General features: G+C 54.9%; 18 protein-coding genes. 8 read left to right on the top strand and 10 right to left on the bottom strand.

Annotated features, from left to right (window positions below):
• Positions 1–54 precede the first annotated feature (54 nt).
• From B2U47_RS09910 to ubiB, 3 genes are all read left to right on the top strand, one after another.
• Positions 55–933 carry a 5'-3' exonuclease gene (locus B2U47_RS09910; RefSeq protein ID WP_296679296.1) on the top strand — a complete coding sequence of 293 codons (879 nt, stop codon included), beginning with the start codon at positions 55–57 and terminating at the stop codon, positions 931–933.
• Positions 934–1,050: 117 nt separating this feature from the next.
• Entirely contained in the window at positions 1,051–1,614 is a 564-nt protein-coding gene (locus B2U47_RS09905) for a DUF2058 domain-containing protein (RefSeq protein WP_296679298.1), read from the top strand.
• Positions 1,608–3,179, top strand: coding sequence for a ubiquinone biosynthesis regulatory protein kinase UbiB (ubiB, locus tag B2U47_RS09900; protein ID WP_296679300.1), 1,572 nt, complete (start codon positions 1,608–1,610; stop codon positions 3,177–3,179). The genes B2U47_RS09905 and ubiB overlap by 7 nt, the downstream gene beginning before the upstream one ends.
• A gap of 62 nt (positions 3,180–3,241) precedes the next feature.
• Here the strand turns inward: ubiB and B2U47_RS09895 are convergent, their stop codons facing one another.
• Positions 3,242–6,085 (bottom strand): Ig-like domain-containing protein, encoded by a 2,844-nt coding sequence (locus tag B2U47_RS09895; protein WP_296679301.1) that lies wholly within the window; start codon positions 6,083–6,085, stop codon positions 3,242–3,244.
• Positions 6,086–6,415: 330 nt separating this feature from the next.
• Here B2U47_RS09895 and B2U47_RS09890 point away from each other — a divergent pair, with 330 nt between their 5' ends.
• From B2U47_RS09890 to rsmA, 3 genes are all read left to right on the top strand, one after another.
• On the top strand, positions 6,416–6,826 hold the full coding sequence (locus B2U47_RS09890; protein WP_296679302.1) for a hypothetical protein: 411 nt from the start codon (positions 6,416–6,418) through the stop codon (positions 6,824–6,826).
• 56 nt (positions 6,827–6,882) lie between these two features.
• The gene (locus B2U47_RS09885; protein ID WP_296679303.1) at positions 6,883–9,015 is read left to right on the top strand and encodes a thrombospondin type 3 repeat-containing protein; all 2,133 of its coding nucleotides are present in this window, start codon (positions 6,883–6,885) and stop codon (positions 9,013–9,015) included.
• 63 nt (positions 9,016–9,078) lie between these two features.
• Positions 9,079–9,858, top strand: a complete 780-nt coding sequence (gene rsmA, locus B2U47_RS09880) for a 16S rRNA (adenine(1518)-N(6)/adenine(1519)-N(6))-dimethyltransferase RsmA (RefSeq protein WP_296679305.1) — start codon at positions 9,079–9,081, stop codon at positions 9,856–9,858.
• A 31-nt stretch (positions 9,859–9,889) separates the two neighbouring features.
• Here the strand turns inward: rsmA and recQ are convergent, their stop codons facing one another.
• Together recQ and B2U47_RS09870 are read right to left on the bottom strand one after the other, a co-directional pair.
• Entirely contained in the window at positions 9,890–11,716 is a 1,827-nt protein-coding gene (recQ, locus tag B2U47_RS09875; protein ID WP_296683412.1) for a DNA helicase RecQ, read from the bottom strand.
• Between the two features lie 6 nt (positions 11,717–11,722).
• Complete coding sequence (locus B2U47_RS09870; protein WP_296679308.1) at positions 11,723–12,016, bottom strand: antibiotic biosynthesis monooxygenase; 294 nt, start codon at positions 12,014–12,016, stop codon at positions 11,723–11,725.
• Positions 12,017–12,083: 67 nt separating this feature from the next.
• Here B2U47_RS09870 and hemW point away from each other — a divergent pair, with 67 nt between their 5' ends.
• Positions 12,084–13,232 (top strand): radical SAM family heme chaperone HemW, encoded by a 1,149-nt coding sequence (gene hemW, locus B2U47_RS09865; protein ID WP_296683377.1) that lies wholly within the window; start codon positions 12,084–12,086, stop codon positions 13,230–13,232.
• Positions 13,233–13,234: 2 nt separating this feature from the next.
• On the top strand, positions 13,235–13,432 hold the full coding sequence (locus B2U47_RS09860) for a CPXCG motif-containing cysteine-rich protein (protein ID WP_296679312.1): 198 nt from the start codon (positions 13,235–13,237) through the stop codon (positions 13,430–13,432).
• Between the two features lie 9 nt (positions 13,433–13,441).
• On the opposite strand, the gene B2U47_RS09855 is transcribed toward B2U47_RS09860, so the two are convergent.
• The 7 genes from B2U47_RS09855 to B2U47_RS09825 form a co-directional block, all read right to left on the bottom strand.
• On the bottom strand, positions 13,442–14,749 hold the full coding sequence (locus tag B2U47_RS09855) for an NAD(P)/FAD-dependent oxidoreductase (RefSeq protein WP_296679314.1): 1,308 nt from the start codon (positions 14,747–14,749) through the stop codon (positions 13,442–13,444).
• Between the two features lie 12 nt (positions 14,750–14,761).
• On the bottom strand, positions 14,762–16,033 hold the full coding sequence (locus tag B2U47_RS09850; protein WP_296679316.1) for a DUF1552 domain-containing protein: 1,272 nt from the start codon (positions 16,031–16,033) through the stop codon (positions 14,762–14,764).
• Between the two features lie 12 nt (positions 16,034–16,045).
• The gene (locus B2U47_RS09845) at positions 16,046–20,035 is read right to left on the bottom strand and encodes a cellulose binding domain-containing protein (RefSeq protein ID WP_296679318.1); all 3,990 of its coding nucleotides are present in this window, start codon (positions 20,033–20,035) and stop codon (positions 16,046–16,048) included.
• Positions 20,036–20,228: 193 nt separating this feature from the next.
• The gene (locus tag B2U47_RS09840; protein WP_296679319.1) at positions 20,229–20,939 is read right to left on the bottom strand and encodes a phosphatase PAP2 family protein; all 711 of its coding nucleotides are present in this window, start codon (positions 20,937–20,939) and stop codon (positions 20,229–20,231) included.
• Complete coding sequence (locus B2U47_RS09835; protein WP_296679322.1) at positions 20,936–22,360, bottom strand: glycosyltransferase family 39 protein; 1,425 nt, start codon at positions 22,358–22,360, stop codon at positions 20,936–20,938. The genes B2U47_RS09840 and B2U47_RS09835 overlap by 4 nt, the downstream gene beginning before the upstream one ends.
• On the bottom strand, positions 22,353–23,288 hold the full coding sequence (locus B2U47_RS09830; RefSeq protein WP_296679323.1) for a lysylphosphatidylglycerol synthase transmembrane domain-containing protein: 936 nt from the start codon (positions 23,286–23,288) through the stop codon (positions 22,353–22,355). Before B2U47_RS09830 ends, B2U47_RS09835 begins: the two co-directional genes overlap by 8 nt.
• Positions 23,289–23,382: 94 nt before the next feature.
• Positions 23,383–23,919: a protein disulfide oxidoreductase gene (locus tag B2U47_RS09825; protein WP_296679325.1), complete on the bottom strand. Its 537-nt coding sequence runs from the start codon at positions 23,917–23,919 to the stop codon at positions 23,383–23,385.
• Between the last annotated feature and the right edge of the window lie 176 nt (positions 23,920–24,095).

The raw sequence follows: 24,095 nt of genomic DNA, 5'->3' as shown, positions 1-24,095 counted from the left end.
TTTTCAGACTCCCCTGTTTATAGTTCATAATTTTATCGGCGCTTGAAAATGTCCATGCCTGTCCACACCGTTTGGCTGATTGATGCCAGTATTTACGTGTTTCGCCCTTGGTTTGTGCGCGGTCAGATACCGCTGGATAGGGAAGAGCATCCGGTCAATGCCGTCATCGGCTTCCTGCGCTTCCTTTACAATTTGCTGCAAACCGAGCAACCGCAGCAGATTGGCTTTGCTTTTGACACCAGTTTGCATACTTCACAACGTAAAGACATTTACCCCGCCTACAAAGCCAACCGCAGCCCCGCCCCTGAGGAGCTGAAATACCAGTTTCAGCTTTGCCGCGACTTTCTGGATGCCCTTGGCATTGTGCAAGCCGCCAGCCACCACTTTGAAGCTGACGACATCATCGGCACATGGGCAAAACAGCAGCGGGCAAACGGTAACACTTGCATGATCATCAGCGGCGACAAGGATCTGGCGCAACTGGTAGGCGAACACGACATTTGGTGGGATTACGGCAAGCGCAAACCGCTACCGCCCGGCGGGGTGAAAAAGGAATTCGGGGTATGGCCTGAACAGATTCCCGACCAGTTGGCATTGGCAGGCGATGTAGCGGACAACATTCCCGGCATCCCCGGTATCGGCATGGCAACAGCAGCGCGGCTATTGCAAAAATTCAGTACAACCGAAATTTTGTTGTCACGCATTCCCGAAATCGGGCAGATGAAAACCCGTGGGGCGAAACGCTTACAGGAACTGGTCAATGAACATCAGACCAGCGTGCGATTGGCACGGCAACTGACCGGCATCCATTGTGAAGTACCGGATATTCCGCTGGACTTGCAACGCAAACCCAAGGATTTGGCACGATTACAGACACTGTGTGAGTTGCTGTACCTGAGCGAGCAGCAATTTGCACTGTGGGCAGCCGTGTAGTCACCCACAGTTGCGCATCTGTTCACTTGAAGGCAGCCGAGCTAAAGCCTGCTATGGGGGCATGAAACAAGTGGTGATATACTCCCCCGCGTAACAGCAACCGGACGGACTTCTCCCATGTCACTCAAAGACCAACTCCTCAAGGCTGGCCTGATCGACCAGTCCAAGGCGCAAAAAGCCGAACAGGATCAGCGCAAGCAAGCCCACCAAAAAACGGCCAAGGCACAGAAACAGGCGAAAAAAAGCGGCGAAGTGATCGTGGATGAAGCCAAATTGCTGGCAGAAAAAGCCCGTCAGGAACAGGCCGATCGCTCACGCGAACTCAACCGCCAGCAGCGCGAACAAGCCGAAAAGAAAGCCATTCAGGCGCAGATCAAACAACTGATCGAGATGAACCGCATTGACCGCAACCGGGGCGACATCGCCTACCAGTTTGCCGATGGCAGCAAGGTCAAAAAAATCTACCTCACCACCAAACTTCAAGACCAACTGGCTTATGGCGTGATTGCGCTGGTCAAATTCGGTGACGGCTACGAACTCGTTCCCAAACAGGTTGCCGAAAAAATTGCCCAACGGGATACCGCCATCATCCTGGTGCAAAATACCGGCAGCAGCCAACAGACAACGGTAGAAGACGATCCTTATGCCGATTACCAAATCCCGGATGATTTGATGTGGTAAAAAATATCCTGCGTCTGTGGACGATCAACCGTGTCTTCATCCGCCACGGGCTGGACGAACTCGTCTTTCACATCCCGTTCCTGCGCCCGCTCAGTTTCATCTATCACCTGTCACCGTGGAACTGGGGCAAGCAAGAAACCCGTCCTCGCGGAGAACGCATCCGCCGCGCCCTCGAAGATCTGGGGCCGATTTTCATCAAGTTCGGGCAAATGCTGTCGACCCGCCGCGACTTATTGCCAGACGACATCGCCAACGAACTGACCCGCCTGCAAGACCGCGTACCGCCTTTTTCCAGCCAGCAAGCGCGGCACATGATCGAAAAAGCCTATGGCAAACCGGTCACGGAAGTATTCAAGCACTTTGAAACCGACCCGATGGCCTCTGCCTCCATCGCCCAAGTTCACGCCGCGCAACTGTGGAATGGCAAGGATGTGGTGGTGAAAGTGCTGCGCCCCGGTATCGAAAAAACCATCCGACAGGATGTGGAGCTAATGTATCTGATGGCAAGTCTGGTACAACGCTATTGGAAGGAAGCCCGCCGCCTGCGCCCGGTGGAGGTGGTTGCCGAATACGAAAAGACCATTTTCGACGAACTGGATTTGGTGCGCGAAGCCGCCAATGCCAGTCAGATCCGCCGCAATTTCGAGGGCAACCCAACCCTGTACGTGCCGGAAATCTACTGGGATTACACCCACCCCAACGTGATGGTGATGGAGCGGATTTACGGCATCCCGGTCGGTGACATTCCCCGCTTGCAGGCACTCGGCGTCAACTTCAAACGCTTGGGCGAATTGGGTGTCGAAGTGTTTTTCACGCAAGTGTTCCGCCACAATTTTTTCCATGCGGACATGCACCCCGGTAATATTTTCGTTGACCCGAAAAACCCCAATGAGCCGCAATACATGGCGGTGGATTTCGGCATCGTTGGCACGCTTGCCCCTGCCGACAAACGCTATCTGGCAGAAAACTTCTACGCCTTTTTCAACCGCGACTACAAACGGGTCGCAGAATTGCACGTTGAATCCGGCTGGGTTCCGCCTGCTACCCGTGTGGATGAATTTGAATCTGCAATCCGTTCGGTGTGCGAGCCGATCCTGAACCTGCCGATCAAGGACATTTCCTTTGGACATTTCCTGCTACGCCTGTTCCAGACCGCCCGCCGTTTCAATATGGAAGTGCAACCGCAACTGGTGCTGCTGCAAAAGACCTTACTGAATATTGAAGGACTAGGGCGGCAGCTTTACCCCGATCTGGATTTGTGGTCTACCGCCAAACCCTTCATTGAACGCTGGATGGATGAGCAGGTCGGTGTCCGCGCCCTGTTCCACGGAGCGAAAGTCAACCTGCCGAAATTCCTCGAAAACCTGCCCTACATGCCCAACATGCTGCACGACATCATGCAACAAACTGCTCAGCACAAGCTCAAGATGCAGTGGGAATCGCAACAACTGGAAGAGCTGCGCAGGGAAATGCGCCGTGGGCAGCGCATCAACCAAGGTTTGCTAGTGGCGGGTATCGTACTGGTGCTGTTTGCCTTGCTCTACCGGGGTGGGCTAGCCTCATAGCAACAAAAAAAGCCGCCAGGTTGCCCCGGCGGCCTTGTTTTGACGTATCGTGCGTCAGTTGCTTATTTGGACTGCTGATCCAGCGTGATGTCGACTTTCACCAGTTTGTTGCAACCAGCCACTTTGATATAGAAGCTAAACACACCATCCGGGCAGTAACCTGCACTGGGGTGGAAGGTCAGGCTGTTACCAGTACGCTTGATCGTGCCGGTCATACCACCGTTATTGGCATCTTCAACGCGAACGGTTTCAGAGCTAGCATTTTCATCGTAGATATAGACCTTCTCAACCGTATCACCTGCCCCCAGATACTTGCTTGGAGTGATAGCAATACCAGCCGGGTCAGGGCTATTGCTGTAGGTAAATGTCACCGTGTCAGCCGGGTTCAGATTGGCTGGGCAGCTTCCGCCTGCACCAGTCACTGTCACTCTGACAGTTGCGGTTGAGGTGTTGCCCACCGGATCCTTGACGATATAGGTGAACGTATCAACCCCCACGAAACCAGCATTCGGTGTGTAACGCAACTGACCATTTTCTTCCGTGACCACGCCGTTCGCACCCTGAGTAAAGGAATCAATACTCAGCGTATCGCCATCCGGGTCAGTGTCGTTGTCCAGCACGTCGATCAGGATGGAAGCTCCCAAATCGGAAGTTGCCTCGTCACCTACAGCTATAGGTTCCCCGCCGCTACCTGCCACTGTGACGGTGACGGTTGCCGTACTGGTACCGTTTGGCCCGGTGATGGTGTAGGTAAAGGTATCATTGCCTGCGAAACCGGCATTCGGTTGATAGCTGACAAAGTTGCCACCATCAATAATGGCGACAATACCGTTGGCTGGTTGGCTGATCGCCGTAACCTTGATTGTGCCACCGCAGGCTTCGTCACCATCCAGTACATTCAACGGGGTAGCCGTAGCACCTTTTGGTACGTTGAAGGTGTCATTGTCTGCGTTGACCGTACAACCACCGCCGCCTGTTACCGTCACCGTGACCGTTGCCGTGCTGGTGTTACCTTCAGGATCCCTGATGGTGTAGCTGAAGGAATCCGTCCCTGTAAAACCGTTGTTTGGTTTATAGGTCAGGATATTGCCTTCTTGCGTCACCGAACCATTGCCCGGTGTGGTAAACGAAATAACAGTTAATGGATCACCATTCGGATCACTGTCGTTTTCCAGCACATTGATAGGAAGCGCAACCCCTTCCGTTGTGCTTCTGGTATCGTTCACAGCAACCGGCGTATAAGCACTGGCATCCGGTGCGCCGCCTGCCGTGGTCTTGTAGGTATCCACCCGTTGCTTGTGGTCAGCAACGTTATGCAGTGCCTGACGCACCCACAGTGGCGGCGTTGGCACAAGTTCCTGTTTCCAAACCACTTTCGGGTCAGACTTGCTGCTACCGCCCTGTTCTACCACCTGATCTTTGTATTCGTTCTGGTAGCAGAGATATTCAAGGTCAACACGACGGTTTTTGTGCCGTTCTGCATCGGTATTCGGGTATTTCGGGCTGCTTTCACCCAGACCTTGTGCCAGCAGTTCGTTGGCATTGAAACCGCCCTTGACCAGGAAATCCCTTACACTTTTGGCACGGCGCTCAGACAGTTTTTGGTTATACGCGGTAGAGCCAACATCACAGGTGTTGCCGCTGATGCGAATATTGCCTTCATGCCCGCACTCGCGGATTTTGCCAGCCACTGCCTGCAAGCGTTCCTGCGCTTCCGGCGTCAGCTTGGCACTGCCGACCTTGAAAAAGGTATCGGCTTCCAGTTCCATCGTGTGTTTGACCAGTTTGCGCTCAACCTTGGCGGGTGTTTTGACAGTTTCACCAGGAATTTCGGTGCGGACACGGCGATAAACCTGATTAGGCTGCCACACACCGGCTTCGCTGGCAATGTCATAGCGGTAGCCAACGCCACCACGGACTTCGGCTTTCTGTTCACCTTCCACATAGCCACCGGATTTCTTGTAAACATCCACATTGGCATTGACGCTATGCGGGGAATCCGGGAAAAACTTTTCCACACCACCAGTCAAAGTCATCTGCTTGGCTTTTTTCTCGTTGTCAGCCTGTTCCTTACCCCATTCGTAATCCAGACCGCCCTGCACACGCATTTGCTGTTCAGACAGGTAAGTACCGACACGACCGCCGACACCCCAGTCATAGGCTTTTTCATAGATAGTGTTGCCGTTGGCATCTTTCGCGCCGGTATCACGCTTGTCGGAAATACCCTTGCTCAGATGACCAGACCAGAACAGGTTTTCGTTTTCCTGACCGTAACCTGCGGTGATTTTCTTGTCTTTTTGTTCGTTTTGGTCGTAAGCACCAAAGACCTTGTTGACGTGGCTGACCTGACCGTTTTCACCGTTGGAAGTCCAGTGGTAGTTCAGTTTGGCTCCGGCGCCAGTGATGGTTTCCTGCCCCTTGTCACCGTCGGCTTTCGGGTTTACACCCATGTAACCCTGCCCGATGAGCGTGCTGTTTTCATTCTCGGAAAAGATATGGCTGACGTCAGCCTTGCCCTTGAGTTCGGAGTCGATACCGATACCAAGTCGGGTCTGACCACCTACGTAACCCGTGCTGACACCGGAAGTCGGGGTGGAATCATCCACAAAACCGTCACTTTCAGCCCCTAACTGGCGTGCCTGCTGCATGGTATCAGGTACGGCTGCCACTGTGTCTGCTGCTGCCAGCGTCGGGCATTCGCCACGCGCCGGATTACCGCTATCGCAGGAATGTACAACCGCAGGGGCTGGTGGCTCAGCTTCAACAGTCATGGCTGCCTGGGGTTCTGCGGGAGGAAGCTGTCCGTAGGGAGCATCAATGCCGCCATCCCCTGCCAGTACGGCAGCAGAACAGCAAAGGATCGGAAGGATAGCCCACCGGGTTAACCGGATTTTTTTATTGTTCATGATTATATCTCTCTGTTATGTGCCTTGTTATTGCTATCGGGTGACACTTTCGAGGTAAATATTAGGGGCTGTCTTATCCGCACCACAAATTCCCCCGACGAACGCGCAATCTGCCTAAAAATCACCGTCATTACCACGCCAAACTGCTGTAATCATGCAGAATCCCTAGCGTTATGCCTGACGCAACGCAACCCTTTGCTTTATACTCTTGGCAATTCATGCGTACTTTAAGCCCGGTGACAGCAGCAGCCAACAGAACACAGACAAACGGTTTTCTGCCGTCCCGGTCAGTTAAACGCTTACTAGCCTGAAAAGGATAACCTGACAGTCATGTTCAAAATCATCCAGCTCATCCCGCTGTTTGGCGTCGTGCTCATCATTTACTGGTTGGCCGTCAAAATCCGTTTCTTTCCTGATCACCTGAATGATGTGGTCTTCAGGATGGGGCTGCCCTCCGGCATTACCTGGAAACCCACCTGGGGAGACTTCATGGTCTTGCTTGGCGTAATAACCCTTTACATTGAGCTGTTCAAATCCACCCGCACCTCGGAAGTCACCATTTTCGACCATCTGTTTTCGACTTTCGTGCTGATTTTTTATCTGACAGCCTGGCTAATTTATGAATGGGGTGGCAATTCTGTTTTCCTCATTCTGACAGCGATGGCCTTCCTGGATGTCATTGCAGGCTTTACCATCACCATTTCTGCCGCACGTCGTGACCTGTCGCTAGGTGGCAAATAAGCCTGACCCACAACGAAATTTTCATGTATCGCACTTTCAGAGAGGAACAACCAACCATGAACAAACTTGTCGCCAGTCTGACCGTGGTCTCAGCCATGGCAGCACCTGCGTTTGCGGAAACACCCCAGTTTCCCGACCCTAACCAGATTCCAGCAGAAGCCAAAACAGCAACGGAAACCACAACCAGCAAAAGTACAGACGGCTCCACCAATAGCACGACCACCACAACCCAGCAGTGGAGCTACAGCTACCCGGCAACAACAACGACCACCAACGCAGGAACCAGTGCCACAGCCACAACATCTGGCACTTACGTTTACCCGCAAGCGGACACGGTAAGCAAAACCGTACCCACAACTGCTGTTACCACCGGCAGTCATGCCACTACCACGGCTGTAACACCTTACGCTTATACCTACAGCTACGCCCAGCCACAAATGACCTCTGGTTGGGGCAATGTTTTCCCTTATTCTGCTTACGGCAACGGGATGCGTTACTACAACCCCAGTAGCTACTTTATGCCGGGACCGATGCTGACACCGCCGCCGCCGCCACCGATGATCATGCCAACCCTACCCAGCTTTGGCTGGTCGAACATGGGTTATAACAACGGATACAACCTGATGGGGGGGCAAAGCAACACCAGCACCGCCCAAAGTACCCAGCAGCTTAATTCCCTCAACCAGACCCTGACGACCTTGCGCCAGCAACAGACTGACCTGATGGGCAAAACCCAGGAAGCCCTTAGCGCACAGGAAAAAACCATTGCCGACCTTAAACGCCAACTGGAAGAAGCCACCAAAGGCAAAGGCGACCTCGAAGGCAAACTGACAGCCTTGCAAGGTGAACTGGCGGAAAGCGTCAAAAAGGCTGAACTTGAAAGCTGCAAGGCGGAAAAGGACGAACTAAGCGGCAAAGTTAGCGAAATGAATAATCAGGTTGGGGCTATCGCAGAAGTTTCCCAACAATTCGCCCAGTTACGTCAAAACTTCGCAGCCCTTGAAAGTGAAAAGCAACGGCTGGCAGATGAAAAACAGCAACTGGCAGCCACACTGGAAAACGAAACCAAGGATAGCGACGGGGATGGTGTTGCCGACAAAGCCGACAAATGCCCCACAACCCCGGCTGGTGCGCAAGTTGACGCTACAGGTTGTGAGCCGCCCAAAGACGGTGACAAAGATGGCGTAACCGACGATAAGGATCGTTGCCCTGTCACGGCTGCTGGCGTCAAGGTTGACGAAAACGGCTGTGACCTGCCTCCTCCCGATGGTGACAAAGACGGCGTACCAGATGAGGCTGACAAATGCCCTACCACCAAGGAAGGCGCCAAAGTCGATGGCAAAGGCTGTGACCTGCCTCCTCCCGATGGTGACAAGGACGGCGTACCAGATGAGGCTGACAAATGCCCTACCACTAAGGAAGGCACTAAAGTCGACGACAAAGGCTGTGACCTGCCTCCTCCCGATGCTGACAAAGACGGCGTGCCCGACGATACTGACAAATGCCCCACCACCAAGGAAGGCGCCAAAGTCGATGACAAAGGCTGTGACTTGCCTCCTCCCGATGCTGACAAAGACGGCGTGCCCGACGATGCCGACAAATGCCCTACCACCAAGGAAGGCGCCAAAGTCGACGACAAAGGCTGTGACTTGCCTCCTCCCGATGCCGACAAAGACGGCGTACCAGATGAGGCTGACAAATGCCCCACCACCAAGGAAGGCACTAAAGTCGACGACAAAGGCTGTGACGCCATCGCTGATGCCGACAAGGATGGCGTAGCCGACGACGCTGATCTTTGCCCTGACACGGCTGCTGCCACTGAAGTCAACCAGGTCGGCTGCGCCAAAACCGAAAACATCAACCTCAAGGGTGTCAATTTCGAGACAGGCTCTGCCGTACTGACGGCTGCTTCCCTGCCGATTCTGGATGAAGCCGCCGCCACCCTGAAAAAATACCCCGACCTGAAAATCGAGGTAGGTGGTCACACCGATAGCAGCGGCGACAAAACAGCCAATGAAAAGCTCTCCCAGTCCCGTGCTGAAGCCGTGATGAAATATCTGGCAGAAAAAGGGGCGAAAGCCGAGTTGCTCAGTGCCAAAGGCTATGGCCCCAGTGCTCCACTGGCGGACAACACCACGCCCGAAGGCAAAGCCCAAAATCGCCGGGTTGAGCTGAAAATACTGCCGTAAGAGAAAGAACCCCCTCCCTAACCCTCCCCTTATCAGGGGAGGGAACTACTACCTTGGATACCCATGCCCCGTTACGAACACCAAGCAAAAAAACGCTTCGGACAACATTTCCTGCATGACCGCAATGTCATCGACAAGATGTTGCGAGCCATCAACCTACAAACCACCGATCGGGTGGTGGAAATTGGCCCCGGCCCCGGCGCACTTACCTTTCCTTTGCTGGAAATCCTGCCACGGCTGGATGTGGTCGAAATCGACCGCGACGTGATTGCCTGGTGGCAACAACAACCGCAAGCTCAAGGCAAGCTACACATCCACGCCCAGGATGCGCTCAAGCTCGACATCCCCGGCTTGCGTGGCGAAGGTGACAGGCTACGCATCGTTGGCAACCTGCCTTACAACATATCCACCCCGCTGATTTTCCATTTCCTGCGCCATCGCCAGCACATTCGTGACATGCTGTTCATGCTGCAAAAGGAAGTGGTCGACCGCATCACCGCCGAACCTGACAGCAGCGATTACAGCCGCCTGTCGGTGATGGTGCAATATTACTGTGACACCCATTACCTGCTGAAAATCGGCCCCGGTGCTTTTAGCCCACCACCCAAGGTGGATTCAGCGGTGGTGTACCTGCAACCGTGGGCAACACCCCCGCATGTCGCCAATGACCCGGAGCATTTCGCCGATCTGGTAGCGCAAGCATTTTCGCAACGACGCAAAACCCTGCGCAATACGCTGAAAGGTATGGTGACAGCCGAACAGATGGAAAGCGTGGGGATTGACCCGCAACGCCGAGCAGAAACGCTGACGGTGGCGGATTTCGTGAATCTGGCGAATTTATAAAACCTGCCTGTTGCAAAAGGGGGGCTTTTCTTCATGCCCCCAACACCACCTCCAGAAACGCCTGCCCATACTGCGCCAGCTTGCGTTCCCCAACGCCCGTAATCCCGCGCATCTCGGTCAAGGTCTGCGGACGCTCGTTCGCCATGTGCAACAAGGTAGCATCGTGGAAAATCACATACGGCGGTACCCCCTGTTCCTGCGCCAGCCGCAGCCGCAGGTTACGCAACGCCTCGAACAGTGCTTTCGCTTCCGCCGACAGTGCCGCAAATTCGGGCTTCTCTGCTCGCTCGGCGCGGTTACGCTCCTTGCGCACCCGTTCACGCTTCTGCTCCTTGCGCAAGGACAATCCTTCCTCGCCACGCAACAACGGGCGGGCTTTGTCAGTCAGGCGCAAACCGCCGTGCCCGTCCACATCCACATTCAGGTAGCCCAGCGCAATCAGTTGGCGGAAAATATTGCGCCATTCGCTTTCCGAATGCTCCTTGCCGATGCCATAGGTGGAAAGCTGGTCGTGGCGGAACTGGCTGATGCGGAAATCACTTTTGCCCAGCAGCACGTCGATGATGTAATTGACGCCGAAACGCTGCCCGGTGCGGTACACGCAGGACAGCGCCTTTTGCGCGGCGGTGGCGGCTTCCCACACTTCCGGCGGGTGCTGGCAATTGTCGCAGTTGCCGCACGGTTCGGGGGTGGGTTCGCCGAAGTAATCCAGCAAGGCTTGGCGGCGGCAGGCGGTCATTTCGCACAGACCGAGCATGGCTTGCAGCTTGTGGTGTTCGACGCGCTTTTGCTGCTCGCTGGCGGTCGATTCCTGCATCATCTGGCGCAAGGTGATGACATCCTGCAAGCCATACGCCATCCACGCATTGGCGGGCAAGCCGTCGCGCCCGGCACGCCCGGTTTCCTGATAATAGGCTTCGATGCTTTTGGGCAGGCTCAAATGGGCGACGAAACGCACGTCCGGCTTGTCGATGCCCATGCCGAAGGCGATGGTAGCGACGATGATAATGCCGTCTTCGCGCAGGAAACGCTGCTGGTGGATGCGGCGGGTGTCCGCATCCAGCCCGGCGTGGTAGGGCAAAGCTTTACGCCCCTGTTCGGCGAGCCACGCAGCGGTGTCTTCGACTTTTTTACGCGACAGGCAATAGACGATCCCGGCATCCTGCGGGTGATTTTCTTCCAAAAAACGCCACAACTGCTGACGGGCATTTTGCCCCTGCTGGATTGTGTAATGGATATTGGGGCGGTCAAAGCTGTTGATGTAAATGTCAGCGTCTTGCAAACGCAATTGCTGAATGATTTCCTGCCGGGTACGCAGGTCGGCGGTGGCGGTCAGGGCAATGCGCGGAATACCGGGGAAACGTTCCGCCAACACCGACAATTGCTGGTATTCCGGGCGGAAATCATGCCCCCACTGCGACACGCAGTGCGCTTCGTCGATGGCGAACAGGGCAATGCCGACATTGTTGCGCACGCTGTCCAGCAAGTTGAGCATCTTGTCGGTGAGCAGGCGTTCGGGCGCGACGTACAACAGGTCGATTTGCCCCTCCAGCAGCTCGCGTTCCACCTGCAATACCGTGCCATAGTTGAGGGTGGAATTGAGGTAGGCAGCGCGGATACCGAGTTGTTGCAGGGCATCAACCTGATCCTGCATCAGCGCGATCAGGGGGGAGACGACGATGCCGACACCGGAGCGTACCAGAGAAGGAATCTGGTAGCACAACGATTTGCCGCCGCCGGTGGGCATCAGTGCGAGTACGTCTTTCCCTTCCAGCAGCGAACCGATAATGTCGCGCTGGTTGAGGCGAAAATGGCGGTAGCCGTAGACGCTGTTGAGGATGTGGTAGGCGCTTTGCATCATCAGTTATGCCGGGAACAGCCCGTGGTAGCCCACACCTTGCCGGGGTTCCGCCATCATGTCGGCTACTGTGTCACGCCATGTGGCGTAATGCGCGGTCTGCTTGTGGGCTGCGGCATCTTCCGCACTAGCATAGGCTTCATACAGCACAAAGCGGCATGGGTCATCGCTGGACTGGAGGATGTCGAAACGGCGGTTGCCCGGTTCCTGGGTGGAATTTTCGTGGTTGGCTTTGCAGGCAGTGATGAAAGCGTCGATGTGTTCAGGTTTGACGTGGACATGGACTAGGGTAACGTGCATGGCGGCTTTCCTGTTGTTATTAATAGGGGTACATTAATGCGGTTTTCCGCTCAGTACAAGCAGCAACATGACCCACATCCCCCTTGCCCTCTACATCCACATCCCCTGGTGCATCCGCAAATGCCCCTACTGCGACTTCAACTCGCACCATGCCCCCAGCGGCTTGCCGGAAAAGCAGTACATACAAGCCCTGTTGGCTGACCTTGCCAACGAACTGCCGCACATCTGGGGACGCAAACTGGAATCCATTTTCATCGGCGGCGGCACACCCAGCCTGTTCAGTGCGGAAAGCATTGACGAGCTGCTGTGCGGTATCCGCGCCCTGCTACCCTTCCGCCCCAACATTGAAGTCACGCTGGAAGCCAACCCCGGCACGTTCGAGCAGGACAAGTTCCGGGGCTTTCGTGAGGCAGGCATCAACCGCCTGTCGATGGGCATCCAGAGTTTCAACCCGCCGCATTTGCAGGCACTCGGACGGGTACACAACCGTGAGGAAGCCTTACGCGCCGCCGATATTGCCCGCAGTGCCGGTTTCGACAATTTCAACCTGGATCTGATGTTTGGCCTGCCGCAACAAACGCTGGATGAGGCGATGCAGGATTTACAGCAAGCGATGGCCTTATATCCCACCCACCTGTCGTGGTATCAACTGACGCTGGAACCGAATACCCTGTTTTACAAATCCCCGCCCCCTTTGCCGGATGAAGATTTGGTGGCTGATATTCAGCTAAACGGGCAACAATTCATCAAGAATTCATGCTATTCTCAATACGAAGTTTCCGCCTATGCCAGACCGGGATTAGAGTGCAGGCATAACCGGAACTACTGGGAATTTGGTGATTACGTGGCTATCGGTGCTGGCGCACACGGCAAACTAACCCATCCTGCACAAGCCCGCATTATCCGCTATCACAAATACCGGCAACCCGCAGAGTACATGCAACAAGCCATGCAAGGCTCAGCCCGCAGCGGAGAGCAAACGCTTACACCTGCCGATCTGGGTTTTGAATTCATGCTGAATGCCTTGCGTCTGCGGGAAGGCTTTAGCCCCAGCCTGTTTACCGAACGTACCGGTCTGCCATTCCAGCATCTCAAGGCGGGGCTGGATCAGGCTGTGCAGCGCGGTCTGCTGGATTTCAGCGGCGAACTTATCCGCCCGACAGATACCGGCTGGCAGTTCCTGAATACGGTTATTCAACTGTTTCTGGAGGATTGATCATGTCGCAGGTTCTAACCCACACCAACATCACCTGCCCTTACTGCTACTCTGATTTCAGCACTGAAATCGACATTACCGCTGGCAGTCAGGATTATTACGAAGACTGCCATGTGTGCTGCAACCCTGTGCAGCTTTTCATTCACATTGATACTGATGGCGAAATCACCGGCATCGACGTGACACCGGGAAATGAATAATCCAAGCGTTTAGCGGAACACATCCTGCGTAAAATTGTTGTACCAGCTATACGCATAGCTGGCATCAAACAGACGATCCTGGGCAGTCGCCGTGGCGGAAGACACGCCACCACTGCCTGGAATATTTTCCACCAGTTTGCCATCGTCCGACAGGCGATACACCCCAACCACCGAAATCGCGTAATCCTTGCCGACCAGACTGTAACAACCGTTGGAGAATGACGGGCTTTCCACCTCCAGCCCATTCAGCAGTGCATGGATGGCAGCCGCACACACCTTGCCCTCGGAATTGGCAGCAAAACCGGATTTGGGCAAGGAATCCGCCATACACGCATCACCGATCACATGCACCTTGGGATGGCGGGTGGATTCAAAGGTCAGCTTGTTGACCGGACACCAGCCGGTGCTATCCACCAGATCGGCATCAAACGCCAGCTTGCCCGCCTTTTGCGGTGGGATCACGTTCAGCACAGCACCTTGTACCCGGTCGCCGAACTGGGTAATCGCGGTTTTAGCAGCGACATCCACTTCCACCACACCAGCGGCTTTATCAGATGACCACCATTCAATCAGGGCATTACTGCTCTTGTAGCCGTACAGTTCCGTCCACGCCTGTTCAAACAGTGCCTGTTTGGTAAAGCTGGGTTTTGGGTCAAGGATGATGACCTTGGAATTCGGCTTGTGCTGTTTCAGGTAGTAAGCAATCTGGCTGGCACGCTCATACGGTGCGGGCGGGCAACGGTACGGGTTGGGCGGCGCGGCAATCACCACTGTACCCCCGTTAGGCATGGCGTGTAACTGGTCACGCAACACCAGCGTTTGCGGCCCGGCTTTCCACGCATGGGGAACCGTTGCAGTCGCCGCGTCACTATACCCGGCAATCTGCTCGTAGCGGAAATCAATCCCCGGTGACACCACACAGCGATCATACGGGTAGCTGATGCCACCTTTGGTGATGACCAGTTGCCCGGCGTAATCAATCCCGGTGACTTCATCGGTGACGATTTTCACGCCGTGGGCTTTCAGACCATCGTAATTGAATTGCAGCGACTCAAGGGTTCGATCCCCACTCAGCACCTCGTTGCTCATGTAGCAGGTGGTATAAATCGCGTTCTTTTCGATCAGGGTCACGTCCAGCGTGTTGTCGAGGCGGCGCAGGTATTTGGCGACGGTTGCCCCGCCGGTTCCCCCGCCAATCACTACCACACGCTGTCCGGCAGCTCCGACGATTGCCGGGAAACCAAAGGCGCTGGCTGCCGTACCCGCCAACAGCGTTTTCAGGAATGTTCTGCGCTGGCTATTATGCGTTTCCATCATGGTCTGCCCCTCCTAACCGATCAAACCGGGCAGCGGCCCTGGGTTGCTGTCTTGATTGCCGAAACTGTTGATGTTCAGCCCCATGAACTGGGCGATGGACACCAGAATCTTGTTGTGTGGCGTACCACTGAACTTGAGGCTACGCCCACCGCTAATGCCTGCGGCATGACCACCCGCCAGGATGAAAGGCATGTCACCGTGGTTGTGCCAGCCACCGTGTGCCAAATCGCTGCCAACAAAGATCATGGTGTTGTCCAGCAAGGTACCATTGCCTTCCGGCACGCTGGCAAGCTGGGCAATCAGCCGCGCCAGATGTTCGGTATACCATGCCTTGATCTTGATGAAATCTTCCCCGCCCGCATGGGATGCACCGTGGCAAGTCATGCCACTGCCTGATTCCGGGATCAAGTTTTCATTTACCCCTTGCGACCATTTCAGAGTGACGACGCGGGTCAGGTCGCAAGCGAGTGCATGGACAGCAACGTCCCGCTGCAAATCGCCGATGACACCCATCTTGTAAGGATCACGGTATTCCGCCCCCTGCCAGTAGCTTTTCTTCGGGTCAACCGTAAAGCCGGTCGGGTTGAAATTCCACGCTGCACACGCCCCAGCATTGGCATTCAGGCGCTGCTCCAGTTCGCGGATGGATTCGGTATGGGTATCCAGCTTGGTTTTTTCGATCGTGCCCAACTTGCTGCGCAAGGCATTCAGTTCAGCCAGCGAGGCATCCAGCACACTCAAACGGCGCTGGGCGATGAAATTGCTTTGCGCATTCGTACCGAACAGCGATTCAAACGCCGCCAGCGGGTTGGGTTCCGGCAATACCTGCACCCCGCTGTAATCGTAGGTAATCGCGGTCACGCCCCAAGTCGGCACGATAGTGAGATTCAGGTGCGGGCGCACGGTCTGGCTTTTGAAGGCTTGAGCCAGATGGTAATCCAGCGACACCGCTTTGTCGGATGACATCCCCGCCGCCCCGGTCAGCAGTTTCAGCGTACCGCCCTCGTGGGTGGAGCCGGAGCCTTTCATGTCGACCCCACTGAGGAACACACAGTGCTGGCGTACCCGTTCCAACGGTGCGGTCATGGCGGGCAGGGTAAAGCTGTTGCCCGTACCAATGGCGTGCCAGTTTTCCGGGCGCATCCCGTCAGGGTAGAACACGAAAATGGCGCGGCGTGGCGGCTCACCCGCATACGCCATACTGGCAAACGGCAGGGTGGCAGCACCGAGACCAGCGGCTGCGACCCATTTCATGAAATTGCGGCGATCCTGATTGATGTTCATGTCACGTTCCCCTTATTGCGCCCGACGCACGGTAAAGTTGGGTGCATTGACAATGCTGATCAACATGGTTTGCAGGTTGTAGCCGTTGTCCTTGTAGCTTTGCAGGTAGCTGTCCAGTGCACACTTGTCGGCATCCGATTCCAGCCGCCCGGTGGTGTAGCGGTAGTATTGCCGTGCCACACATTGCGCTGCGGTCGGGCTGTCTGCCGTCAACGCGCTCAGGTGGTTGAGGTCGCTGAACGTCAATGCTTCGTCTGGCGAGTAGGTTTCCATACCGCGCAGGATGGCACTGGCACTGATCGGGTTGCCATTTTCCGCGCTGCGGAACTGGCCTGCACCGTCGTAGTTCTCAAAGCCAAAGCCGGGGCCATCCAGATACTGGTGGCAGCTATAGCAGCTTGGGAACGCATTACTATGGAAATCAAAGCGTTGTCGCGTAGTCATGTTCGGGTCAGGGTCAGGCGGCTGCACCAGCCCGAAGTTGGCAGGCTCCGGCAATTCATGGCACAACACCCGCTCGAAGTAGAAGCGCCCACGCTTGAACGGATGCGACTCGTTGCTGTTGGAATAACGTGCCAGCACTGAACCCAGTGTCAGCAAGCCAGTGCGAGTGCCGTTAGTGACCGGCGTTTTCTCAAACGCACTGCCGCTTGGCCCGCTAAGGTGATAGAAATCCGCCAGCGTTTTATTGGCAATCACGTAATCCGCCGTATACAGCTCACGGAAAGTCTGGGTGGAATCAAACGTCACGTAGTTGAAGAAATTGATCAACTCCTGCGACAGTGCCGCTTTCACCTCATTGGTATACGCCGGATACACGCTGGCATCCTTGGCTGGCAAGGTGTACGGGCTACCTTTCAGCAACCATTGCCCGACGAAGTTCCCGACCTGTTGACGGCTACGTGATGCCGCCAGCAGACGTGATGCTTGAGCAATCCGCTGTGCCGGAGTATCCAGCGCATTCTGGTCAGCAGCCTGGAATAACGTGTCATCCGGCATCGAACCCCAGAACAGGTAAGACAAACTGCTGGCAACCTCATACGGGGTCAGCTTGTACGTACCATCCGCCTGCAATTCACCCAGCTCGGAACGGTACAGGAAGTTGGGTGACACCAGCATCATCATCACGGTTTTTTCCACCGCATCGCGGAACGCCACGCCACTGAAGTTGGTAGCAAACTTGTCCACTTCTACCGTGCTCAACGGGCGACGGAATGCACGTTTACCAAAACTCTGGATAAACTGGCGACCACACGCCAGATCCTGTTGGCTGCACGGCATGATCTTGCCCCAGCTATCCTGCACCGCTTGCGCAGCCACCTTTTCTGCCTGGGTCAGATAAGCATCCATCCGCAGGCTGGACACCTGATTCTGTTCACTGTTGTTGTCGAAACCGCCTACCGTGTTTTCATCCGGCAGGCTGTTTACCAGATTCAGGCTCAGGCCGAACAGGTCATTGACAGTGTTCTGGTATTCCAGACGGGTTAGCAGGCGCAGGCTGCGGATTCCGGCAGGTGGTGTAGTGGTACAAGCCTGCGCACCGCCGCCGCCACCATTTCCGGCATTCGGAACCAATACGTCAATAATGTAGGAGGCCACTCCCGAAGCACACCCACCACTGCAAGACCCCGGATTACCCGGCGGCATGGTATCGTGAATGATCCCAGTCAGGCGTGTCAGGTCAGCCGCCGTGTATTTGGTCAGGTCAACCTTGGTGAAACCGCCCTTGCCATCCGCGCCATGGCAGCTTGCACAACCCTGACGCTGGTACTGGGTTTGCCCGTATTGCAGCACCGTTTGCAATGCAACACTCACCACCGTACTCACGGCACTGCCTTTGGCGTTGAAAGCACTGATGCGGTAATCGTAACCAAGCCCCATCGCCACCGTGCTATCGACATGGGTTTGGGTGTTGCTACCCACCTCTGCCAACGTCACCCACGCGGTGTCATTTGCCCCAGTCGCACGCCGCTCGACACGGAAACCTGTTTCGTTACTGCTGTTATCTTTCCAGCTCAGGTTAACCTTACTGTTATCCACCAAAGTGGCGGTCGTGTTACTAGGCGCAACCGGAGCGGTATCGGTTGATCCGCCACCTGAATCACCACCGCCCGAACCGCCTCCACCAGTGTCTCCTCCTGCCTTGGCAGTCGCATCTGCCGCGTAGTATTGCGCCAGAGCCAGTAACACATCATCACCAAACAGGGTTTTGATGTCTTTAAGCTGGTTAGCCATTTCGGTAGGTACATTGCTGCTACGACCTGCATGGTAATCTTCCAGCGTGGCGTGCAGGTAGGTTGACCATTGTCCGTCCAGTAGGGTTTTGGTAAAACCGGCATCGTTGCCCGTACCCGCATGGCAGAACTGGCAATTGCTTTCATGCACGGCTTTACCACGCGCTACCAACGCTGCATCCGTGGTCTGCTGGTTGGCCTTGTAAGGCAGTTTGGAAAGGTAATCCGCCATGCGCTCGATTTGCGTATCGGTATAGCCCTTGGCAATGCGGCTCATCACGCTGGAAGCACGCTCACCCGTGCGGTAAGCCTTCATGGTACGGAGCAAGTAATCCTTGTTCAGGCCAGCGATGGAAGGTGTGCCGGGGCCAGAACTGTAGCCATCCGTACCGTGGCAGGAAGCGCAGTTGTTGACCAGCATGGCGGCGCGGATGTCGTTGCGATCCTGGCGTTTGACAGTGGCACTATAAGCATAAGCCGACGCCCCGGAAACATTGACTGCTTTTACACGGTATTCGTAACTGCTGGCAACAGCCAGGGTTTTATCTTGATAGGCAATGGTATTCGCTGCCAATGTTGCCAATACCGCCCAACTGCCTGCGTCAACCCGACGCTCCAAGACAATATTGTCCTCCTCAGCACTGGTATCCACCCACGACAGGTCAGCATAACTGTTACCCACCAACGTTGCTTGCAACTGCTCCGGGGCTTTGGGCGGCAACACCAATTTATCCGCCTGACCACTGCACCGTTTACCATTTACCGCCACATCAATCGGTGCAAGATTCAGCCCGGTGTGGGAAGCATTAAAACCGAACGAAATGCTGTCGTTGTAGGGGCCAATGACTTTATTGAACTCCATGTTCCCCACTGTCACTTTGTCACCTGCCTGACTGAACTGCCCATTCCAGCCACCCGTAACCTTCTGCCCAGTCGGCATTGTCCATGTCGCCTGCCAACCGTTCCAAGGCGCACCCGTATTCTTGATGTCAACCGTTCCAGTGAAACCATTATCCCACTGGGTTTGAATCTGGTATTTGACGTTACAAGATGGTGGCGGTGGCGGTGGCGGGTCCACCTGCCCGGCACACTTAACGCCGTTCAGGGAAATATTACCAGGGATATTGTTCAAACCAAGGTGAGCACCATTAAACCCAAACTGGATTAGCCCGCCCTTGGCGATATTCTTGTTCCAGTCAACTGGCCTGACCGAAACAGCACTCCCAGACTGCTGGTATTGCCCATTCCACATACCCGTTACGGTTTGCCCATTTGGCATATTCCACGCAACTGTCCAATTTTCGACCGCATCGCCCGTATTTTTCACCATCACGTCAGCCGTAAACCCCACCGCCCAAACAGTAGGCACAGCATACAGCACTTCGCAAGCAACAACAGGGGGCTGAGGTGGCAAGGCATTACCCTCACACAACACCCCATTGACCGATATATTGGTAGGAATATTGTTAATTCCACTATGGGAAGCATTGAAACCGAACTGGGTGGAAGCACCTTTAGCAACAGTACCATTCCAGCTTGCATTTTTGACGGTAACGGCTGCACTGTTTTGGGTATAGCTCCCGTTCCACAGCCCTGTGATTTTTTGCCCGCTCAGCATATCCCACTTGACTGTCCAGTTTGACCACGGGTCTCCGGTATTGGTGATATTGACGTTGGTGGTAAAACCATTATTCCACTGCGTGGAAACGGTGTAGTTGACCTTACAACTGTTAGCTGCCCACGAAGCGGGACTGAAAAACCACAACATAAGCCCGGTCAGAACATATAAAAAACACTTATATTTATGATAGGCAGACAGCCCGCTCCTTCCAACCGATTGAATCTGGTTTTTCATTATGGCTTCCTCGCAAGAAAACTACTCAGTAGTCAGGAAGACTAGTACATTAATTTTACATATACAAGAATAAAATCATAAGCATTATTGATGATAATGCATTTAGTTATCGTTGCCAACGCCGCTCCCGCTCGGCAATCCGCATCAGCGGGTAATACAACACCCACCCGGCAAACAACGCCAGCCAGCCCGACCACATCACGTCCGACAGGAAATGCCCCCCTGCCGCCATGCGCGTCAGCCCAATCAGGCAACCGAATACCAGCGTTGCTGTCAATGCCAGTTTTGCCCAACCCGGCTTGTGCCGCCGCAACAAAAACCAGAAAGCAATGAAAGCAAACCCCACCGAACTGTGCCCGCTAGGAAACGAACGCCCTTCCCCGTTTGCCACGTAATACAACGGCGGAGTATAAGTCGCCGTGCCCCCCAGTTGTTCCACCTGTACCGGGCGTGCCCTGCCCCAGTGATCCTTGAACAAGGCATTGACCAGCAAACCCGGCCCCAGCAAAAACACAAACAGCACATAAGCCGCATACAAACGCCCACGATACCAACGTCGCAACAATGTACTAGCCAGTATCAGCAACAGGCTAGCAATCAGTACCACACCTGCCACATACGGCACGCCATCGTAAAACACCGCTTTCCACAGCGGAAAATCATCCAGCAACCACCCTGCCTGCGGCTCGTAAAACCCCGCTGCCACCGTCAAATCCCAGCCGGAAAACCAGAATACCACCGTAGATGCTGCCACCAAATTGAGCCACAACCACGCTTGCGGGTGCTGTTTCCAAAACATTTTCCACCATTGCATCATTTGCCCACCCCCTTGAAACCACGCAGCAGGTACACCTGATAATCCAGCCGGTATTTGGCGTGAATCGTTGCGTGCAAACCGCCCACAGACTGTGTGTTGGCAAAATGAACGACCATATCCGCAGGCAAGCCACCCGGTGTAACGAACAGAAAATCCTTGCCGATTTTGTCGTCCAGCCGCGTCACCAGATCGTAGTGATGGCGCAACAACTGACCCGGATTCCAGCTTGTGCCACGCAAGCCTTCCGGCTGCACGTAGTAAGCAAATTCGCTCAGGATATTGCGGTCGCTTGCCAGCAGAATGGCATCAGGGTACTGGCGTTGGATGGCATGAAACTGCTCCCCCACCTGCTGCCAGCCCTTGAGACGCTTGTGCAGGTCAGTATCAAGCCACTGGTTCAAAGGCGCAGGGTGATAAACCAGCAACCCCAGCAACACATTCAACAGTAATGCCAACGCAAACCAGCGCCCACGCCCCTGCAACCAAACCACCACCAGCAGGGTTGCCGCCACATAGGTAGGGGCTGCCCAGTTGGCATTCGCATACCCCAGCAGCGCTTGCAGGCTGATCACCAGCAAAAACGGTAAGGCAAAACTCAGTAACAACACCTTGTGTGGCCCACGCCAGGCAAAGGCTGCCCACACAAACAGCGGAAACAACAGCAAGCCAAAGACCCCGAACTGCCCCCCCAGAAAATCCGCCAGCCCATCCCAATGCAGACCGGAACCAATCTCGGCAATTTCTGCCGTATGCTGGAAGGTAGGGAAATCGTGCTGCCAGTTCCACCACAGGTTTGGCGCAAAAATCAGCGCAGCCAGCAACACCGCCACCCATGCCCGCACATTGCGCAACAAGTCCAACCGCTGAGCAAACAACGCATACAACAACGCGGATACGAAAAAGATTCCCATCGTATACTTGCTCAGCATTCCCACCCCAATCGCCAGCCCCAGCAACAGCCAGTCGCCCCAGGCATTGCTTGCCAACACCCGCACGAATGCATACAACGCCAGTGTCCAGCAGAAAAACAGCGCAACATCCGTGGAAATCAGGGTGGAAGACAAACTCACCGCAGGCAGGGTCAGAAACAGTACAGCAGCCATCAGCGCCGTGGTAGCCCCAAACAGCCGCCGTGCCAGCAGAAACAATACCAGCGTACTCAGCGGGTAAAACAGCAGGCTACCGGAACGCACGCAAAATTCGCTGTCACCACAAACCGAAGTAGTAGCGGCGATAATGGCGGCAATCACAGGCGGCTTGGAGTAATAGCCCCAGTCCAGATGCTGTGCCCAGTACCAGTATTGTGCCTCATCCACAAACAGGTTCAGGCCACTGCTCGCCACCATCCACGCCCGATAAAGCGTCACCAGCAGAATCAACAGAATGAGCAGCCCCAGCTCACCTTTTAACATTTTAAACATTGTTGTTGTCTTTTAATGGAATCAGCCAGCCAATCAACCCGCCAAGCAGCGAGGAACCAAGAATAAACAAATGCACATTCACCGCACCGATGGTTGCCGCCTGCGCATTGACCACTGGCAACAGAGCAGTCACCATGCCGCCTTCATACGTACCGAAACCACCTGGCGCATGTACTGGCAACACACTGGTCAACTCGCCTGCCACCACACTGGTCAGCAGCATGTTCCAGCTCACATCCGGCAGGAATTGCCCCAGCAACCACGCCAGCGTTACCAGTTTCACCAGCCAGTTCGCCCAGGTCATGAGCCAACTGCGCCAGAACGCCCCCCAGCCATCAGGCAGACCATACATGGCTTTTTGCGCCAGTTCGCTGAGTTTGCCGTCCTTGCCTGCAAATGCCACTTCGATACGGTTGCGCAATACATACACAAGCACCGGCAACACCATCCATACCAGCATGATCGGCACTGCCAGTCGTTTCAATGGCGTCACGACCAGCAAAGGATAAAGGGCGAAACTCAGCACCGTATGCAAATCCAGCACCCGGAACCACACCAGCGCAGAGACCGAATGCGCATACCCCACCCCGAAATAGCGTTTCATCAACACGGGAAAACTGACCTCACCCGCACGGGCAGGCAGCAGGTTGTTGAGAACATTATGGATCAGCATCAGCCGCCAGGTTTGCAGCCACTGCCCGGTGAGGAATTGCGGGAAATAATCGTACATGCGCCACGCCCGCAATGCGTAGCTAAGTACCAGCAAGGCTAGCGCTACCAGCCCTTGTGTCCAACTGAATGCCAGCCACGGCTCCAGCACCGTTTGCCAGCCAAGCCAGTATTCGACACCAATCACAAACAGAATCAGGATCAACCATGACAACACCAGCTTCCAGCGTTGCCCGGATTTGTTTTGTTCCTCAGCCATCTCGATACCTGCCATCCAAGACAATATTGCGCTGCATTGTAGCCGAATGCCGGTGCTATTGCGCCATTCACCGCCTGCTGGGCGATTTAACCCGTTAAACCAGCCAATCAGCCAACCACAAGCGCAGACGCAAGCCCCAACCCGAAGTCAAACCCACTTCGCGGAAGCGGATTGTCCCCTCTTCATCCAGCACATAACTGGTTGGTACGCCACGGATGCCATATTTGGCAGACAAATCACCACTTTCGTCCACCAGCGTGACCCAGTGGGCAATGCCTTTGCGTTCCATGTAACGCGCCACCTCTTCCTCACCCCCTGATTGGAAGGCAATGGTGAGGACTGGCCAGTCCTCACTGATGGCGGAAATGCTGCCCTGTTCCATTTCACACATGGGACACCAACTCGCCCAGAAATGCAGCAGCACTGGCTTGCCCCGGTAACTATCAAGACGGATGGTTTCGCCGCTGAGAGCAGCATGTTCAAAATCGGGGGCTTCTCCATCCAGCATCCCGCGCTGCTGCCAGGTACGTACCGCGAAGATAATGGCTATGATGATAAGAGCTTCGAGTAACCAGCGTAGCCAGCGTCGTTTTCTGGCTTGCCCTTTGTTCCCCAATGTATTTGATTCCATTGCAATCCATTATTGTTTAGCCTGAGTGCAGGCATTGTAGCACATCCCACAATCTTGCCACCGCCATCAAGCAATTCCTCACTTTTTATCGAATGCCATTTGTCAGAAGAAAGTTCATTCCTGACAAACGCGCCCGTTATAATGACGAAGAGTAAATAATAAATCTCAAAATAAAA

Origin of the sequence: Thiothrix sp. UBA5583, assembly GCA_002425225.1 — a bacterium.
Lineage (GTDB): Bacteria > Pseudomonadota > Gammaproteobacteria > Thiotrichales > Thiotrichaceae > Thiothrix > Thiothrix moscowensis.
Note: the sequence above shows the minus strand (reverse complement) of the source record. Positions and strands in the feature narration are given on the sequence as shown.